15 protein-coding genes are annotated in these 16550 nt (G+C 65.9%); 7 read left to right on the top strand and 8 right to left on the bottom strand.

Going from position 1 to position 16550, the window contains the following annotated elements; all coding sequences use genetic code 11:
• Positions 1 to 14 precede the first annotated feature (14 nt).
• The 3 genes from I6F33_RS15255 to I6F33_RS15245 form a co-directional block, all read right to left on the bottom strand.
• Entirely contained in the window at positions 15 to 695 is a 681-nt protein-coding gene (locus I6F33_RS15255) for a glutathione S-transferase family protein (RefSeq protein WP_225143147.1), read from the bottom strand.
• Positions 696 to 823: 128 nt separating this feature from the next.
• On the bottom strand, positions 824 to 1150 hold the full coding sequence (locus tag I6F33_RS15250; RefSeq protein ID WP_036037226.1) for a hypothetical protein: 327 nt from the start codon (positions 1148 to 1150) through the stop codon (positions 824 to 826).
• A gap of 195 nt (positions 1151 to 1345) precedes the next feature.
• Complete coding sequence (locus tag I6F33_RS15245; RefSeq protein WP_275970751.1) at positions 1346 to 2476, bottom strand: site-specific DNA-methyltransferase; 1131 nt, start codon at positions 2474 to 2476, stop codon at positions 1346 to 1348.
• 418 nt (positions 2477 to 2894) lie between these two features.
• Between I6F33_RS15245 and I6F33_RS15240 the strand changes: the two genes are divergently transcribed.
• Positions 2895 to 3836 (top strand): neutral zinc metallopeptidase, encoded by a 942-nt coding sequence (locus I6F33_RS15240; protein WP_036006315.1) that lies wholly within the window; start codon positions 2895 to 2897, stop codon positions 3834 to 3836.
• 35 nt (positions 3837 to 3871) lie between these two features.
• Positions 3872 to 4435 (top strand): molybdenum cofactor biosynthesis protein B, encoded by a 564-nt coding sequence (gene moaB, locus I6F33_RS15235; protein WP_036037229.1) that lies wholly within the window; start codon positions 3872 to 3874, stop codon positions 4433 to 4435.
• A gap of 191 nt (positions 4436 to 4626) precedes the next feature.
• Here moaB and I6F33_RS15230 read toward each other — a convergent pair whose 3' ends face one another.
• Together I6F33_RS15230 and I6F33_RS15225 are read right to left on the bottom strand one after the other, a co-directional pair.
• Positions 4627 to 5586, bottom strand: a complete 960-nt coding sequence (locus tag I6F33_RS15230) for a helix-turn-helix domain-containing GNAT family N-acetyltransferase (protein ID WP_225143145.1) — start codon at positions 5584 to 5586, stop codon at positions 4627 to 4629.
• A gap of 63 nt (positions 5587 to 5649) precedes the next feature.
• The gene (locus I6F33_RS15225; RefSeq protein ID WP_225127822.1) at positions 5650 to 6225 is read right to left on the bottom strand and encodes a glycosyltransferase; all 576 of its coding nucleotides are present in this window, start codon (positions 6223 to 6225) and stop codon (positions 5650 to 5652) included.
• A 253-nt stretch (positions 6226 to 6478) separates the two neighbouring features.
• On the opposite strand from I6F33_RS15225, the gene I6F33_RS15220 reads away from it, so the two are divergent.
• On the top strand, positions 6479 to 7321 hold the full coding sequence (locus I6F33_RS15220) for an RMD1 family protein (RefSeq protein ID WP_225143143.1): 843 nt from the start codon (positions 6479 to 6481) through the stop codon (positions 7319 to 7321).
• Between the two features lie 88 nt (positions 7322 to 7409).
• On the opposite strand, the gene I6F33_RS15215 is transcribed toward I6F33_RS15220, so the two are convergent.
• Positions 7410 to 8582 (bottom strand): acetate/propionate family kinase, encoded by a 1173-nt coding sequence (locus tag I6F33_RS15215; RefSeq protein ID WP_225143140.1) that lies wholly within the window; start codon positions 8580 to 8582, stop codon positions 7410 to 7412.
• Between the two features lie 2 nt (positions 8583 to 8584).
• On the bottom strand, positions 8585 to 10999 hold the full coding sequence (locus I6F33_RS15210; RefSeq protein WP_225143138.1) for a phosphoketolase: 2415 nt from the start codon (positions 10997 to 10999) through the stop codon (positions 8585 to 8587).
• A gap of 210 nt (positions 11000 to 11209) precedes the next feature.
• Here I6F33_RS15210 and I6F33_RS15205 point away from each other — a divergent pair, with 210 nt between their 5' ends.
• The 4 genes from I6F33_RS15205 to I6F33_RS15190 all read left to right on the top strand — a co-directional run bounded on the left by I6F33_RS15205 (position 11210) and on the right by I6F33_RS15190 (position 15503).
• The gene (locus I6F33_RS15205; RefSeq protein ID WP_225114537.1) at positions 11210 to 12373 is read left to right on the top strand and encodes a PA0069 family radical SAM protein; all 1164 of its coding nucleotides are present in this window, start codon (positions 11210 to 11212) and stop codon (positions 12371 to 12373) included.
• A 24-nt stretch (positions 12374 to 12397) separates the two neighbouring features.
• Positions 12398 to 12853: a VOC family protein gene (locus I6F33_RS15200; protein ID WP_225143136.1), complete on the top strand. Its 456-nt coding sequence runs from the start codon at positions 12398 to 12400 to the stop codon at positions 12851 to 12853.
• 77 nt (positions 12854 to 12930) lie between these two features.
• Positions 12931 to 13788 carry a ribonuclease HII gene (locus I6F33_RS15195; RefSeq protein ID WP_225143134.1) on the top strand — a complete coding sequence of 286 codons (858 nt, stop codon included), beginning with the start codon at positions 12931 to 12933 and terminating at the stop codon, positions 13786 to 13788.
• Positions 13789 to 13994: 206 nt separating this feature from the next.
• Positions 13995 to 15503 carry a glycosyltransferase family 39 protein gene (locus I6F33_RS15190; protein WP_225143132.1) on the top strand — a complete coding sequence of 503 codons (1509 nt, stop codon included), beginning with the start codon at positions 13995 to 13997 and terminating at the stop codon, positions 15501 to 15503.
• A gap of 122 nt (positions 15504 to 15625) precedes the next feature.
• On the opposite strand, the gene I6F33_RS15185 is transcribed toward I6F33_RS15190, so the two are convergent.
• Positions 15626 to 16441, bottom strand: a complete 816-nt coding sequence (locus I6F33_RS15185; RefSeq protein ID WP_225143131.1) for a uracil-DNA glycosylase family protein — start codon at positions 16439 to 16441, stop codon at positions 15626 to 15628.
• Positions 16442 to 16550: the final 109 nt, after the last annotated feature.

The raw sequence follows: 16550 nt of genomic DNA, 5'->3' as shown, positions 1-16550 counted from the left end.
GAACAGCGGCGCGATCAAGCCACCTTGGTGGTCATGTGCTTGAACATGTTGGCTCGCGCTTCGTCGTCCATCTCCGCCTTGAAGGTGAACTTGTCCTTCAGGGCGACCGCGCGCGCCGCCGCCGGGCGCGCCGAGATCTCGTCGACCAGCCGCTTCACATTCGGGTATCGCGCAAAGGCGTCGTCGCCGAGCTTGAACGGCACCATCCGCGCCCAGCCCCACAGCGCCATGTCGACGATCGAATAGCTGTCGCCGACCATGTAGCGGCGGTCCTTCAGGTGAGCGTCGAGGATCTTGTAGTGGCGGTCGGTCTCGTACTGATAGCGGTTATGGGCGTAGTCGTGGTTCTGGTCCTTCGGCGCAAAATGCTTGAAGTGCACGGCCTGACCCGAAAACGGCCCGACGCCGCTCGCGACGAACATCAGCCAGGACAAGAGCTCGGCGCGGTTGGTTGGGAGGAATTTGCCGGTCTTCTCGGCGAGATAGAGCAGGATGGCGTTCGAATCGAACACGATGGTGCCGCCATCGTCGATCGCCGGCACCTTGCCGTTCGGATTGATCTTGAGGAATTCCGGCGTGAACTGCTCGCCCTTGCGGGTGTCGATCTTCACCGGCTCGAACGGCAGGCCGGATTCTTCGAGATAGAGCGCGACCTTGGTCGGGTTCGGTGATCCATTGAAATAGAACTTGAGCATCAAGCATCTCCCCGGTGTCTATATTGCCGCGCGCGGCCGCGGCCTCGTTGGGCGAGCCTGTCTTGCCTGAACCTCGCCCGAGAGAGCAACCGGCGAGTTTGCCGGGCGGTGTCTGCGCGGTACGCAGATCAGGCGGCGTAACAGAGGCCGATTGCCGCCGCGACGACCATGGCCGCGCCCACGGCCTCCAGCCGCAGGCCGAGCCGCGCGGCGAGATGCATGTCCGAGGCCCGCGCCGCGCGCTCCGACCCGCGCGCATAGCCGTGAACGATGACGTCGTGGTTGAAAGTATCGTGCGCCTCGTTGCTGCTGGCGAGCCCGACGCAGATCACGAGCACACCGAACAGCGCCAGGCCGAAGAATCCGAGCAGCGCGATCAGGAACATCGGAAACATGCCGATCAGGAAGATCGGCAGCAGCGGCACCAGCAGCAATGTCTCGGACTGTCGTCGCATGGGAGCAGGCCGGTCAGGACGGAGGCTGATGGGGGCGAGTCTAGTCCTGGTTGGCGCGGCTTTCAACTCACGCGGACGTCATTCCGGGGCGCGCGAAGCGCGAGCCCGGAATCCATTGGGCGGCATGGGACGCTGTTGGATGGATTCCGGGCTCGCGCGCTTTGCGCGCGTCCCGGAATGACTTAGGAGAGGAAACTACTCCGCCGCCATTCCCGCGCGGATCTCGGCGCGGAGCTCGTCGATCAGCTTGAGGCCCTTCTTGGTCTCGACGTGCCAGAAGGTCCAGCCGTTGCAGGCCTGCGCGCCTTGCGCCACCGCGCCGATCCGGTGGATCGAGCCGACCTTGTCGCCAAGCATGATGGCGCCGTCGGCGCGCACCAGCGCCCCTAACTTCTTCTTGGCGTCGAACAGCTTGGTGCCGGGCATGATCATGCCGCGCTCGATCAGCTCGGAGAACGCAACGCGCGGCGCCTCGCGCGCGGTCATGAACGGGGCAAGGCTTTCTTCCGGCAACGGTTCGACCTTGGCGATGCGCGCCTCGGCCGCCCTGGCGTAGGTCTTGTCGCGCTCGAAGCCGACATAGGAGCGGCCGAGGCGCTTGGCGACCGCGCCGGTGGTGCCGGTGCCGTTGAACGGGTCGATGACGAGATCGCCGGGCTTGGACGAGGACAGCAGCACGCGCGCCAGCAGGCCTTCCGGCTTCTGCGTCGGATGCACTTTCTTGCCGTCGGCGCCCTTGAGGCGCTCCTCGCCGGTGCAGAGCGGGATCAGCCAGTCGGACCGCGCCTGCACGTCCTCGTTGGCCGCTTTCAGCGCCTCGTAGTTGAACGTGTAGCCCTTGGCTTTTTCGTCACGCGCGGCCCAGATCATGGTTTCGTGCGCGTTGGTGAAGCGGCGGCCGCGGAAATTCGGCATCGGATTGGTCTTGCGCCAGACGATGTCGTTCAGCAGCCAGAAGCCGAGGTCCTGCATGATGGCGCCGACGCGGAAGATGTTGTGATAGGAGCCGATCACCCAGATCGTCGCCGACGGCTTCATGGCGCGGCGTGCGGCGAGCAGCCAGGCGCGGGTGAAGTCGTCGTAGGCGGCAAACGAATCGAACTTGTCCCAGTCGTCGTTGACGGCATCGACATGGGATTCGTCGGGACGCTTGAGGTCGCCCTTGAGCTGCAGATTGTAGGGCGGATCGGCGAACACCAGGTCGACGCTGCCTGCCTGCAGCTTCGACATCTCGGCGACGCAATCGCCGACGATGATGCGATGCGAAGGGGACTCAAAATTTGTGCGGGGCGCCCTTGCAGACGCCCCGCGACGCGACTCTACCATGACTCAAGAACTCTGACTCAGGCGACGCTGTCGGCGACGCGGGACCAAACAACCGACTGGCCGTTACATTGAAGGGGCAAAGTAAAAATCGACTTAACCCGCCGCTTTCGTGAGCGCTCCTCGCATCATCGTTCGCGCACACATTGCTGCGCGCATTCGCCTTGTTTTACAGTGCATTTCGTACTTGCGCGGTTCGCTGGAGCGATCGTGGCGGGAAAAAGGCTGTAAATTTCTCTCGGAAAAAACTGCTCGGTCCTCGGAAAAATTTGCTGGCATCGACAGGCTGTCGCACTAGGCAATTTTTGCCGGCCACGATATTGATAAAAGCAACGGAAATTTTACGTATGTGGCGCGTTGAGCTTTCGCGTTTCTGTGCGCCGTCGAAACTTGAATCAGGGACCCCAGAGGAAAGGCCGCCATGCGCTACGATGACTTCCGCCGCAGCGACGACATCGAGGATCGTCGCGACGAAGGTGGTGGCTTTGGCGGCGGTGGAGGCGGCGGGTTCGGCCTGCCGATGGGCGGTGGCGGGCTTGGCATCGGCACCATCATCATCCTCGGCCTGGTCGGCTACGCCTTCGGCATCGATCCCCGCATCCTGATCGGCGGCGCCGAGATCCTCTCCGGCGGCGGCCATGCGCCGACCTATCAGACCGATCGTCAGGCCTCCTCCGGCAAGCGCGGCGCGCCGACCGACGAGATGGGCAGCATGATCTCCGGCATCCTCGGCGAGCTCGACGATCGCTGGAGCGAGATCTTCCAGGCCAACGGCCAGTCGTACACCGGTCCGAAGATCGTGCTGTTCCGCAACGCCACCAATGGCGGCCGCTGCGGCATGGCGCAGTCGGCCATGGGGCCGTTCTATTGTCCGCCCGATCGGACCATCTTCCTCGACACCGCCTTCTTCCGCGAGGTCGAGACCCGCTTTCGCGGCTGCTCCGGCAAGTCGGCGTGCAATTTCACCACCGCCTACATCATCGCGCACGAGGTCGGCCATCACATCCAGAACCTGCTCGGCATCATTCCGCGCGTGACGCGGCTGCAGCAGCAGGTCGGCTCGAAGGCCGAGGCCAATGCGCTCCAGGTCAAGGTGGAGTTGCAGGCCGATTGTCTGTCCGGCGTCTGGGTCAACCGTGAGGCGAAGAAGCGTCCGAACTTCCTCGAGCCCGGCGACATCGAGGCCGCGCTGACCACGGCAAGCGCGATCGGCGACGACACGCTGCAACGCCAGGCCACCGGCCGTGTGGTACCCGACTCCTTCACCCACGGCTCGGCGGCGCAGCGCAAGCAATGGTTCATGATCGGGTACCAGCAGGGCACGGTCCAGGCCTGCAACACGTTCGGTGCGGGGGCGTTGTAACGCGTCAGCCCCGGAAAGACGAGCGAGGGTGAAGAATGGCCTCCATCGACGAATCCAAACAATTCATCCCGCTCAACATTGCGGTGCTCACGGTGTCCGACACGCGCGCGCTTGCGGACGACAAGTCCGGTCAGACCCTCGCCGATCGTCTCACCGCTGCGGGTCATCATCTTGCCGCGCGCGAGATCGTCACCGATGATGTCGAGGCGATCCGCGCTGTGATCCGCCGCTGGATCGCCGATAGCGGCATCGACGTCGTCATCACCACCGGCGGCACCGGCTTTACCGGGCGCGACGTCACGCCCGAGGCGATCGAGCCGCTGTTCGAGAAGCGCATGGACGGCTTCTCGATCGCCTTCCACATGCTGAGCCACGCCAAGATCGGGGCGTCGACGATCCAGAGTCGCGCCACCGCGGGCGTCGCGGGCGCGACCTACATCTTCTGCCTGCCGGGCTCGCCCGGCGCCTGCCGCGACGGCTGGGACGGCATCCTGGCGGCTCAGCTCGACTACCGCACGCGCCCCTGCAATTTCGTCGAGATCATGCCGCGGCTGGACGAGCATCTGCGCCGGCCGAAGGCGCAGGGCGCGACGGTGTGAGTTCTTGCTTTTCTTCCCTTCACCCCTTGTGGGAGAAGGTGGCGCGAAGCGCCGGATGAGGGGTTCTCTCCGCGCGCACCAATGCTTGTGGAGACATACCCCTCACCCAAGCGAGCTTGCGTTTGCTAGTTGATATGCCCTCTCTCGCAAGGGGAGAGGGCGCAGCAACGCGCATCTCGCTCGCTGCGAGATCAGAGATCCAGCTCCCACGTCTCGCCGACCAGGTCGGCACCGAAGCTGTGATGCGGCTCCGTCGCGACCAGCTTGAATCCCGCGCTTTGATAAATCCCGCGCGCAGCCACCAAAATGCTCTGCGTCCACAGCGTCATCTTGCTGTAGCCGCGCTCGCGGGCGCCCTGGATGCATTGCTCGACGAGGGCGCGGCCGACGCCGAGGCCCCGTGCTTTCTTCTCAACCTGCAACAGGCGGAGTTTGGCGATCTCGTCCGTGGCCTTGACCAGGAACACCGAGCCGACCGGCTCGCCACCGACCTCCGCGATCCAGCAGTGCTCGCGCGCGGCGTCGTAATTCCTGATGAACTGTGCGCAGATCTCGGCGACCAGCGCCTCGTAACTGATGTCCCAATTGTAGTCCGCAGCATAGGCGGCGCCCTGGCGGGAGATCACCCAGCCCATGTCGCCGACGCGATGGCTGCGCAGCATGAAAGAGGCGGGCGAGCTTCGGCGTTGCTCCAGCACGGCCTCGATCGTGGCCATCGCCTGCGTGAGCCGGGTCGCATCGCCAGGCGAAAGCTGAGCCAGCATCGCGGCGACCTCGTTTTGCGAGTCCAGGTTCAGCTTGGCGAAAGCCTGCCGGCCTTTGGCGGTCAGGCTGAGCTGGTACTGCCTGCGGTCCGCGGGCAGCGGCTTTCGCGTGATCAGCCCCTTCTCGTCGAAGCTCTGGACGATGCGGCTGAGATAGCCGGGATCGAGACCGAGCTCGTGTCCGATCTCTTTTGCGGCAAGGTCGTCGCGATGGGCGAGCTCGTAGAGCACCCGTGCCTCGCTGAGCGAGAACGGACTCTTGCCGAGGTGCTGGTCGAGCACACCGAGCTTGCGGGTGTAGAAGCGGTTGAAGGCGCGAACCGCTGCGACGTGGTCGTCGGCAGCCTGTTCGGCCACGGCGCTTGACGGCAAAGCTTTCGATAGCATGGGATCACCTCGATATTTGCCATTGTCAATTAATTGATTGACGTTGGCAAGTATCTCGGCGCTTCAGCCGACCATGACAATCCGGCTGCGCAGCATGGTCCGGGACGACCGGCCGAGCCGCCGGAGCAGCCGCGCCTCGGAATGCCGGGCGTGGGGCGGGTAGCCGCCGATCCGGTCGTAATGATCGCGCGCGATCAGCAGCCCTTGATCGCCGAGCGGACCGACGAGCCTGCGCGCCACCGCCCAGAGAACGTCGCGCACTGCGGTATTTGCGTAAGGCGAGCGGGCATAGCGGAACACCGCGGCACGATCCCGGCCGCTGGTGGCGACGGCTTGGATGAACTGGGTCGTTTCCTCGATCCAGCCCGTTTCCAGCACCGCGCCGGCAGGCAGGAACATCAGCCAGGGCGATCGGGCCTGGCGCGCGCCGGCAGCGAGCGCAGCGCCTTGCGAATGCCCTTCGAAGCCGATGAAACGGCAGCCCGCGACGTCGGCAACGCGCTCGATGACGCCGTTGCGCGTGCCGTCGACCAGAAGCACTTCCCGGATTACGCCGGCTGTGGCGCCGGGCACTAGCGCGGCCAGGGTTGCGACCGCCGTCTGCTCGACACCTTCGGTCGGAATGATGACGCTCAGCATGATTGAGGCTTCAGTTTCCGCACTTCGGGAGAAGCGTAGCGTTGCATGATGTTGTCATAAACCCGTCGCGCTGCCGAGTGCAACTTTCGGAAGGGGCTTCGGCGTGCGATGGTAAACTGCCGCGAGTTCATCGCGGCCAGATGTGCCAGGCGCGGGCTGGTAATATTGCCGAATGTTTCGGCACAAGCCGATCCTGACGGTATTAACCCCGAATGCTTCGTGGCGACGTTTCGCTGCCCGGGAGAGACCTTGCATGAACGCCGATCACCTCGCCGTTGGCACCGCGCCAACATCGCCGAAGCAGGAGGGCGCGCCGACCTTGCGGATCCGGGCGCTGATGCTGGGCGACCGCATCAACGCGTCTGGCCTCGAGATCGGCACGCTGGTGTCCTCGACGCCGGCCGCCTTCCGCGTTCATGCCGGCCTTGCCGTGATCTTTCGCTACGGCGTCGTCGTGCTGATCGGGCTGTTGCCGTCGGAGGAGAAGGTCCTCGTCGACAACCTGAGATCGCGCGTGACCGGAGAGTTCAGCCCCTACGAGGAGGAGATCGCGCAGGCGCAGCTCTGCAACGAGGAAGCCGGCGAGACGATCCAGCCGGGCGGGCCGATCTGCCTCGCCAAGTTCTCCGACGACCGGCTGCTGCTGGTTGCGGACGCACTCGCCAAAAGCACGTCGCTGGCGCGCGATGAGCGCCGCGTCGCCGCGGTGTTCGACGTGATCGAGCCGTTTGCACGGGAGCTCGCCGAGCGCGGTCGCACGCCGCAACGGCGCAAGGGCATCCTGCAATTGATCGGCAACGCGCTGCTGGTGCAGCAGCGGGTCGCCGGCCGCGTCGCGGTCGCCGAGAAGCCCGACGTGCTCTGGGAGAAGCCCGAGCTCGACCGGCTCTATTCGCGCCTGGAGGACGAATACGAACTGAAGGAGCGCCTCGACACGCTCGAGCGCAAGCTTGCCGCGGTGTCGGAGACCGCCAACGCGCTGACCGATATCATCGACACCCAGCGCTCGCTCCGCCTGGAGATCGCCGTCGTGGTGCTGATCCTGATCGAGGTCGCGATGGGGACTTTTCAGCTCCTGACCGGCCGCGGTCACTAAGCATGATGAGATCAGGTTTGATTGCTATAACGTGAGTGCACTCCCTCTCCCGCTTGCGGAGAGGGTGTTTTCGCAACGGGATAACGCCCTAGATCAGAGCCGCGCAATGGCGCGCGATCATCATCTCTTCGTTGGTGGGGATGACGAAGACCTCGACCATGCTGTCGTTGCCGTTGATGCGCTCGCGCGCGGCATCGTTGCTTGCGGCGTCGATGCGCGCGCCCATCCAGGCGAGACGCTCGCCGATCGCGCCGCGGATCTCCTTGGCGTGCTCGCCGATGCTACCGGTGAAGATCAGGCAGTCCAGGCCGCCGAGCGTGGTCGCCATCATCGCGACCTGCTGCGCCGCACGGAACGTGAAGAGGTCGACGGCCTCACGCGCCGCAGCCTCGCGGCTCGCCAGCAGCGTGCGCATGTCGGCGGATATCCCTGAGACGCCGAACAGGCCTGACTCGTGATAGAGCAGGTGCTGGACATTCTCGACCGACATGTTCTCGTGCTGTTGCAGATAGAGCAGCACGCCCGGATCGATCGCACCGCAGCGCGTGCCCATCACGAGGCCGTCGAGCGGCGTCAGCCCCATCGTGGTGTCGATGCTGTGGCCATCGCGCAGGGCGCAGAGGCTGGCGCCATTGCCGAGATGCGCGATGACAGTGCGCTTGGCCACGAGCTCCGGCGCGACCTCGGCCAGGCGTCCCGCGACATATTCGAACGAGAGGCCGTGAAAGCCGTAGCGCCTGATCCCACGCGCCTCGAATCGCCGGGGAATGGCGAAGCGGCTCGCCGGCGGCGCGAGGCCGTGATGGAAGGCGGTGTCGAAACACGCGATCTGCGTCAGCCCGGGCCGGATCGCCGCCAGTGTGCGCACCGGCGCGAGGCAGCGCGGCTGGTGCAGCGGCGCCAGCGGCGTCAAGGCCTCCAGTTTCGCAATGATGTCGTCTGTCAGGACCTCCGGGCCTGAATAATCCGGCCCGCCGTGGACGATGCGATGGCCGATGGCCCGCAGGCTGCGTCCACCGAACCGGTCCTCGATGAAGGTGAGCACGTCCGCGAACAGATGGCCGCGGGCTCCGTCAGGCGCCTGATTGCTTGTCTCGAACAGGTCTTCGCCCGTGGGGCCCTTCACCACCAGCCGGGGTTTGGCCTCGTGCTCGTCGAGCAGGCCCTTGCAGAGCAGGGCAGGCTCGGCCGCCGCGACATCGAACAGGCCGAACTTGATGCTCGACGATCCCGCGTTGAGGACGAGGACCGTGTCCGACATCGCTAATCGCCGGCCTCGGCCGGCGTGTTGCCGCCGGCGCTGTTTTGCCAGACCCAGTCACGAATCTCAGGCATGTCTTCACCGTGCTCGCGGACATAACGGGAGTGTTCGATCAGTCTGTCGCGGAATTGCTGCTTCACCTGAGCGGCCTTGGTCGCCAGTCCCGGCACGCGTTCGATCGCCTCGATCGCGAGGTGGTAGCGGTCGAGTTCGTTGAGCACGACCATGTCGAAGGGCGTCGTCGTGGTGCCCTCCTCGGCAAAGCCGCGCACATGCATGCCGGCATGGTTGGTGCGATTATACGTCAGCCGGTGAATGAGATAGGGATAGCCGTGATAGGCAAAGATCACAGGCTTGTCGCGCGTGAACAGGCTGTCGAAGTCGCGGTCGGACAGGCCGTGCGGATGCTGCTCCCTCGGCTGCAGCGTCATGAGGTCGACGACGTTGACGACGCGGATCTTCAAGTCCGGCAGCGCCTTGCGTAGGAGGTCGACGGCAGCGAGCGTCTCCAGCGTCGGCACGTCGCCGGCGCAGGCCATGACGACGTCGGGCTCGCCCTTTCCGTCCTCCGTGCCCGCCCAGGTCCAGATGCCGATGCCGGCATCGCAATGCGTCGCCGCGTCCTGCATCGACAGCCATTGCGGCGCTGGCTGCTTGCCGGCGACGATTACGTTGATGCGGTTATAGGTCCGCAGGCAGTGGTCGGCGATCCACAGCAGCGTATTGGCGTCCGGCGGGAAGTAGATGCGGACGATGTCGGCCTTCTTGTTGGCGACGAGATCGACGAAACCGGGGTCCTGATGGCTGAAGCCGTTATGGTCCTGGCGCCAGACATGCGAGGTCAGCAGATAATTGAGCGAGGCGATCGGACGCCGCCACGGCAGCTCCCGCGTCACCTTCAGCCATTTGGCGTGTTGGTTGAACATGGAATCCACGATGTGGATGAAGGCCTCGTAGCAGGAGAAGAAGCCGTGCCGTCCGGTGAGCAGATAGCCCTCCAGCCAGCCCTGGCAGAGATGCTCGCTCAGCACCTCCATGACGCGGCCGTCCTGGGCGAGGTGCACGTCGTAAGGCTCGGTGGGCTCCATCCAGACGCGTTCGGTGGCTTCGAACACGGCGTCGAGCCGGTTCGATGCCGTCTCGTCCGGGCCCATGATGCGGAAGTTGCGCTCCTTCGCGTTGAGGCGGATGACATCGCGCAGGAATTTGCCGAGCTCGCGCGTCGCTTCCGCAACGACTTCGCCGGGCTGCGTCACCTCGATCGCGAAGCTGCGGAAGTCGGGCAGCTTCAGCTCCTTCTTCAGCACGCCGCCATTGGCATGCGGATTGGCGCCCATGCGCCTGACGCCTTCGGGCGCAAGCGCCTGAAGCTCGGCAACGAGCGCGCCGTTGCCATCGAACAGCTTTTCCGGCTCGTAACTGCGCATCCAGTCTTCGAGCACCTTGAGATGCTCCGGGTTCTCGCGGCAGCCTGCGACTGGCACCTGATGCGCGCGCCAGAAGCCCTCCACCTTCTTGCCGTCGACCTCCTTCGGGCCGGTCCAGCCCTTGGGGCTGCGCAGCACGATCATCGGCCAGCGCGGCCGCTCGACGGTTGTGCGGCCGTCGCGGGCATGTTGCTGGATCGAGCGGATGCTGGCGAATGCAACGTCGAGCGCATCGGCCATGGCCTGGTGCATCAATTTGGGATCGTCGCCGCTGACGAACAGCGGCTCGTGGCCGAACCCGCGGAAGAGGTCGCGGATCTCCGCGTCCTGCATCCGTCCGAGCACGGTGGGGCCCGCGATCTTGTAGCCGTTGAGATGCAGGATCGGCAGCACCGCCCCGTCATGGGCAGGGTTCAGGAACTTGTTGGAGTGCCAGGACGCAGCGAGCGGCCCGGTCTCGGCCTCGCCGTCGCCGACCACGCAGGCGACAATCAAATCCGGGTTGTCGAATGCGGCGCCATAGGCGTGCACCAGCGCATAGCCGAGCTCGCCGCCCTCGTGGATCGAGCCCGGCGTTTCCGGCGCCGCGTGGCTCGGGATGCCGCCGGGGAAGGAGAACTGCCGAAACAGCTTGCGCAATCCATCCGCATCGCGCGCGATCTCGGGATAGATGTCGCTGTAGCTGCCTTCGAGATAGGTGTTGGCGACCATGCCCGGACCGCCATGGCCGGGACCGCAGACATAGATCACGCTGACATCGAGCGCGCGGATGACGCGGTTGAGATGGGCATAGATGAAGTTCAGCCCCGGCGTCGTGCCCCAATGTCCGAGCAGACGCGGCTTGATGTGCTCGGGCCGCAGCGGCTCGCGCAGCAGCGGATTGTCGAGCAGGTAGATTTGCCCGACCGAGAGGTAGTTGGCGGCGCGCCAATAGCGATCGAGCAGATCGAGGTCGCTGCTCGCTTCGGCCGTTTTTTGTTGGATTGTCATGTTCCTGCCGACCTTCACTTCGCGATCGTCACCAACCCGGTTCCGGGGCGATCGATCCGTCGGGCATGAAACGGGATGGTCGTGACGGCTGTGTTGCGTGAGGTCAAAGGCAGGCGCGCGAAGTTTGGGCAGCTCTACTGTGCATGGGGTTGTTTTCACGTTTTTGGTTTGTGTTCTTGATTTGTTCCTATGTCGTGCTATCTTGGCTGCATGAGTCCAGCATCCTCTCATGCTCTCAAGCACCCGCCGGTCACGGCGCCCTCCGAGCCGGCGGGTGCGCCTTCAGATTTCCCCGAGCTTGGCGTCGCCATCGACCGCGCGCGACGGCGAGGGCGGGGCGCGCAGTCCAACGCCAGCGGCCGTTACGAGGCCGAGGCGCGGGTCGCTTTCGACGACGGCTGGCAGAGCCTCGACGAGCTGCCGCCGTTCAAGACGAGTGTCGCCGTCGACACCTCGCGCAAGGTGATCACACGCAACGATTCCCCCGACATCGGTTTCGACCGCTCGATCAATCCCTATCGCGGCTGCGAGCACGGCTGCGTCTATTGCTTCGCGCGGCCGACCCACGCCTATCTCGGCCTGTCGCCGGGGCTCGACTTCGAGTCAAAACTGTTCGTGAAGCCCGAGGCGCCTTCGCTGCTCGAGAAGGAGCTTGCGGCTCCCGGCTACGAGCCGCGGATGATCGCGATCGGCACCAACACCGATCCCTACCAGCCGATCGAGCGCGAGCGCAAGATCATGCGCGGCATTTTGGAAGTGCTGGAGCGCGCAGGGCATCCCGTCGGCATCGTCACCAAGTCGGCGCTGGTGCTGCGCGACATCGACATTCTCCAGCGGATGGCCAAGCGCAACCTCGCCAAGGTCGCGATCTCGGTCACCTCGCTCGATCCGAAGCTGGCGCGCACGATGGAGCCGCGGGCCTCGACGCCGCCGAAACGGCTGGAGGCGCTGAAGCAGCTCTCGGACGCCGGCATTCCCACCACGGTGATGGTCGCGCCCGTGATCCCTGCGCTGAACGATTCCGAGATCGAGCGCATCCTCGACGCCGCCGCCCATGCCGGGGTCAAGGAGGCTGCCTATGTGCTGCTGCGGCTGCCACTGGAGGTGCGCGATCTCTTCCGCGAATGGCTGATGGCGAACTATCCGGACCGCTATCGTCACGTCTTCACCCTGATCCGCGACATGCGGGGCGGGCGCGACTACGACGCCAAATGGGGCGAGCGGATGAAGGGCACCGGACCGATGGCTTGGACCATCGGCCGCCGCTTCGAGATCGCCTGCGAGAGGCTCGGCCTCAACAAGCGGCGCTCCAAGCTGACCATTGATCACTTTGCGCGGCCGAAGCGGAACGGTGATCAGCTCAGCCTGTTTTGAGCGGACACGTGCAAGAGGTGTCGCATGCTCAAGGAACTCGCGGTGCCGGTGCCGCGGCTGACCGTCATCACGCTCGGTGTGAACGACATCCGCGCCAGCATCGCCTTCTACGACGCGCTCGGTTTCTCGCGCCGGCTGAAGGAGACCGGCGAGGCGGTTGCGTTCTACGACACCGGCGGTCCGGTGCTAGCGCTTTATCACTGGGATCGGCTCGCCGCAGACGCGTCCTCGGAGGACCAGCCGAGGCCCACGACCTTTCGCGGCATGACGCTTGCCTGGAATTGCGTGACCCGCGAGGAGGTCGACGAGGTGCTGGCATTCGCCGTCGAGAAGGGGGCCACCTTGCTGAAGGCGGCGCACGCGACCGATTACGGCGGCTATTGCGGCTATTTTGCCGATCCCGATGCACATGTCTGGGAAGTCGTGGTCGCACCCGGCATCGAGGTGGGCGAGGACCGGCGGGTGCATCTGGCGGAGTAGGGCGGGCGGCCTGAATAACGGGAATATCGTGGGTTCCCGGTTGCGCTGGCGAAGCCCCCTGGCGCACGATCCCGGCCATGATTCGGGACCCCTCCGCCAAGACCCCAGCCAAAGCCGCGCCGAAGAAAAAGGCCGCGCCGAAGGCTGTGCCCGCCAAGGCGGCAAAGATATCTGCGGCCGATGCTGCGAAGGTTCCTGCCGGCAAGAAGGGCATCATCGCCGTTGCTCCCCCGAGCTTCCGCCGCGAGCGCGCGCTGATCAAGCGGGGCGTCTGGCCGGTCGCGGGCTGTGACGAGGCCGGCCGCGGCCCGCTCGCAGGTCCCGTGGTGGCCGCCGCGGTGATTCTCGATCCCGACCGCATTCCGCGCGGCATCGACGATTCCAAGCGCCTGACCGCCGAGGAGCGCGAAAAGCTGTTCGACAAGATCTGCGCCACCGCGCAGGTCTCGGTCGCCGTCGCCTCGCCGGCGCGAATCGACCGCGACAACATCCTGCGCGCCTCGCTGTGGGCGCTGAAGCGCGCCGTGGTGGCCCTGCCCGAGGCGCCCAGGCACGTCTTCGTCGACGGCCGCGACCGGCTCGACACCGCATGCGACTGCGAGGCCGTGATCGGCGGCGACGGTATCGTGCTGTCGATCGCCGCGGCCTCCATCGTCGCCAAGGTCACCCGGGATCGCTTGATGTGCGCACTGGCGCAGGACTGCCCGGGCTACGGCTTCGAGCAGCACAAGGGCTATGCCGTCCCCGAGCATCTCGACGCGCTTGATCGCCTCGGCCCTTCCATCCACCACCGTAGCTTCTTCGCTCCCGTCGCCGCCGCCCGCGCCAAGCACATGCCCTGGACCGTCGAGCCGGTGCAGGACCTGTTCTCGGTGACTGAGGTCGAGGTGCAGGTCGAGGCGAGCGTCGAGATCGACGCTTCCGTAAGTCTCTAGCGATCCTCCTACAGCTTTCCCATCCGTCATGGCCGGGCTTGACCCGGCCACCCACGTCTTACCAGCGGCACGAAGAACGTGGATGCCCGGGACAAGCCCGGGCATGACGAACTGCGGCGGTTGCCACAACCCGTGACGCCCTTTATCAAAACAGACGTGAGCGAATAGGGCCGGCTGGACGGGTTGGCTGCACCTTCGGACGTTGCATGCGGTTTACCTCCCTGGTCATCGAGCTCATTCGCGCCCGGCCGCGGCTGATCGTTTGGATTGCGGTGCTGCTGCAGGCTGCGATGTGGCTGTTCGTGGCGCTGGTGTTCTACCGCAGCCCGCCCGGCACTCTCGCGACCCTTCTGGCCTTCGGCAGGGAATACCAGGTCGGCACCGATCTCGGCCCGCCGCTTGCCATCTGGCTCGCCGACATCGCCTATCGCGCCGCCGGCGGCCACATGCTCGGCGTCTATGTGCTCGCCCAGCTCTGCGAGATCGCGACCTTCATCGCGCTCTATCATCTCTCCCGTGCCGTGGTCGGCTCGCAGCAGGCGGTGCTCGCCGTGCTCCTGACCATGACGGTGCTGGCCTTCTCCTCGTCCGCGCTGGACTTCGGTCCGCTGATCCTGGCACGGCCGCTCTGGGCGCTCTTGCTGCTGCACTCCTGGCAGATCATCGGCCAGCGCCGCGGTAATGCCTGGTTCGCCTGGTCGATCGAAGCCGGCCTCCTGCTGCTGACGACGCCCGCCGCGATCTTCCTGCTGCTGCTGATCGTCGTCTTCGCGGTTACGACCGCCGGCGGCCGCCGGACGCTGCGCGGGCTCGATCCGCTGTTCGCGCTAATCGTCGTCGCCGTGCTGGCGCTGCCCTATGCGGTCTTTCTGATGCGGGCCGAGACGCTGGCGCTGCCGGCCTTGCCGCCAGTCGCCGAGCTCAACGCCCGCGCGCTGCATGCGGTCTGGCTGCTCGGCGGCCTCGTGCTCGGGGCGGCGGCGATCCCGGCGCTGACCTTTCTCAACACCGGAATGTTCGCCGGCAAGGGCGAGGAGCCGCCGATCATCTACCGCCCGCCGGTCGAGCCGCTCGCGCGCAACTTCGTCTATTTCTTCGCGTTCGCTCTGCCGCTCGGCGCAGTGCTGATCTCCGGCCTGCTGGGGCTCGATTCCGTCGTCGGCGGCCCCGGCGTCGTGCTGATCATGACGGGGCTCGCCGTGGTCGTCGCGGCCGGCGATCTCATCGCGATGCGCCGCGCGCGCATGCTCCGCATGGTCTGGGCCGCCGCCGTTGCCGCGCCCGCCGCCGGCGTGGTGCTTGCCGTCCTGTTCCTGCCCTGGACGGGCACTAGCGAAATTGCGACCTCGATGCCGGCGCGCGCGATCTCGGACTTCTTCGACGAGAGCTTCGCCCGCCGCACCAACCATCGCCTGCGCGCCGTCGCCGGCGAGACCCAGCTCGCCAGCCTGATCGCGCTGCATTCCGGCCGGCCGCATTTGTTCATCGACGCCGCCCCCGCGCGGACGCCGTGGATGAGCCAGACCAAGTTCAGCGAGACCGGCGGCGTCGTGGTCTGGCGCGCCTCCGATACCGCGGGCACGCCGCCGCCGGAGATCCTCAAGCGCTTTCCCGGCATCGTGCCGGAAGTCCCGCGCGCCTTCGAATGGCTGGTGACCGGCCGCCAGCAGCTGTTGCGCGTCGGCTGGGCCATCGTGCGGCCGAAGGGGACGTAGGTCGGTGTCATTCCGGGGCGCGGCGAAGCCGCGAGCCCGGAATCCATTCATCCACCAACTCTGCCGCTCGATGGATTCCGGGCTCTCGCTTCGCGAGCCCCGGAATGACGGCGTGGGCGTCGTTACACGGCGCCCTGCGCCAGCGCCTTCGCAATCGCCCGCAGATCCTGCCAGGCCAGCCGCTTGTAGGCCGGCGAGCGCAAGAGGTAGGCCGGGTGAAACGTCGGCAGCGCGCGGATCACCCGCTGGCCGGTGTCGTAGTCGAACCAGCGCCCGCGCGTGCGCATGATGCCTTCGCGCGTCGACAGCAGCGTCTGTGTCGAAGGATTGCCGAGCGTCACCAGCACGTCGGGGTTCACCAGCTCGATCTGGCGCTGGATGAAGGGCAGGCAGATTTGCGTCTCCTGCGGCGTCGGCGTGCGGTTGCCGGGCGGCCGCCAGGGAATGACGTTGGCGATGTAGGCGGTGGTGCGGTTGAGGCCGATGGCTCCGATCATCAGATCGAGCAGCTTGCCGCTGCGCCCGACGAAAGGCAGTCCCTCGATGTCCTCGTCGCGGCCCGGCGCCTCGCCGACGAACATGATGCGCGCCTGCGGGTTGCCGTCGGCGAATACGAGTCGCGTCGCGGTGTGCTTCAACGCGCAGCCCTCGAAATTTTGCATCAGCTCGCGCAGCGCCTCCAGGGTCGGCGCGGTGCGTGCGGCTTCGCGTGCCGAGGCGATGGCGACGTCCGGTGCAGGCGCGGCTTCGCCGCGCATGACCGCGGGCGCGGCGACCGGCCGCGGCGCTTCGGCTGGCGGGGCCGCGCGCGCGCTGGGTGGCGGCGCATCGATTTCCGCCAGGCGGTCTATCGGTTCCTCCGCGAGCGTGCAGTCGACACCGGCCTCCAGATAGAAGGCGAGCAGCTCTCGGACGGTGGGTGCGGGTTCGGGGATCATGGCAAAGTCTGACTTTTATATCACCTTGGGCGGCCTTGCATCCCGGCGGAACGCGATTCCGAGGTTGTCCTACCCGGAAAAATCGGAAACAAGAGGGCGCAAACGACCA

This window comes from Bradyrhizobium sp. BRP20 (assembly GCF_020194215.1).
Taxonomy (GTDB): domain Bacteria; phylum Pseudomonadota; class Alphaproteobacteria; order Rhizobiales; family Xanthobacteraceae; genus Bradyrhizobium; species Bradyrhizobium yuanmingense.
Note: the sequence above shows the minus strand (reverse complement) of the source record. Positions and strands in the feature narration are given on the sequence as shown.

What these genes read in the sequence shown, in the direction of transcription:
- I6F33_RS15255 (WP_225143147.1), bottom strand. Translation starts at nt 695, where the DNA reads ATGCTCAAGTTCTATTTCAATGGATCACCGAACCCGACCAAGGTCGCG.
- I6F33_RS15250 (WP_036037226.1), bottom strand. Translation starts at nt 1,150, where the DNA reads ATGCGACGACAGTCCGAGACATTGCTGCTGGTGCCGCTGCTGCCGATC.
- I6F33_RS15245 (WP_275970751.1), bottom strand. Translation starts at nt 2,476, where the DNA reads ATGGTAGAGTCGCGTCGCGGGGCGTCTGCAAGGGCGCCCCGCACAAAT.
- I6F33_RS15240 (WP_036006315.1), top strand. Translation starts at nt 2,895, where the DNA reads ATGCGCTACGATGACTTCCGCCGCAGCGACGACATCGAGGATCGTCGC.
- moaB (WP_036037229.1), top strand. Translation starts at nt 3,872, where the DNA reads ATGGCCTCCATCGACGAATCCAAACAATTCATCCCGCTCAACATTGCG.
- I6F33_RS15230 (WP_225143145.1), bottom strand. Translation starts at nt 5,586, where the DNA reads ATGCTATCGAAAGCTTTGCCGTCAAGCGCCGTGGCCGAACAGGCTGCC.
- I6F33_RS15225 (WP_225127822.1), bottom strand. Translation starts at nt 6,225, where the DNA reads ATGCTGAGCGTCATCATTCCGACCGAAGGTGTCGAGCAGACGGCGGTC.
- I6F33_RS15220 (WP_225143143.1), top strand. Translation starts at nt 6,479, where the DNA reads ATGAACGCCGATCACCTCGCCGTTGGCACCGCGCCAACATCGCCGAAG.
- I6F33_RS15215 (WP_225143140.1), bottom strand. Translation starts at nt 8,582, where the DNA reads ATGTCGGACACGGTCCTCGTCCTCAACGCGGGATCGTCGAGCATCAAG.
- I6F33_RS15210 (WP_225143138.1), bottom strand. Translation starts at nt 10,999, where the DNA reads ATGACAATCCAACAAAAAACGGCCGAAGCGAGCAGCGACCTCGATCTG.
- I6F33_RS15205 (WP_225114537.1), top strand. Translation starts at nt 11,210, where the DNA reads ATGAGTCCAGCATCCTCTCATGCTCTCAAGCACCCGCCGGTCACGGCG.
- I6F33_RS15200 (WP_225143136.1), top strand. Translation starts at nt 12,398, where the DNA reads ATGCTCAAGGAACTCGCGGTGCCGGTGCCGCGGCTGACCGTCATCACG.
- I6F33_RS15195 (WP_225143134.1), top strand. Translation starts at nt 12,931, where the DNA reads ATGATTCGGGACCCCTCCGCCAAGACCCCAGCCAAAGCCGCGCCGAAG.
- I6F33_RS15190 (WP_225143132.1), top strand. Translation starts at nt 13,995, where the DNA reads ATGCGGTTTACCTCCCTGGTCATCGAGCTCATTCGCGCCCGGCCGCGG.
- I6F33_RS15185 (WP_225143131.1), bottom strand. Translation starts at nt 16,441, where the DNA reads ATGATCCCCGAACCCGCACCCACCGTCCGAGAGCTGCTCGCCTTCTAT.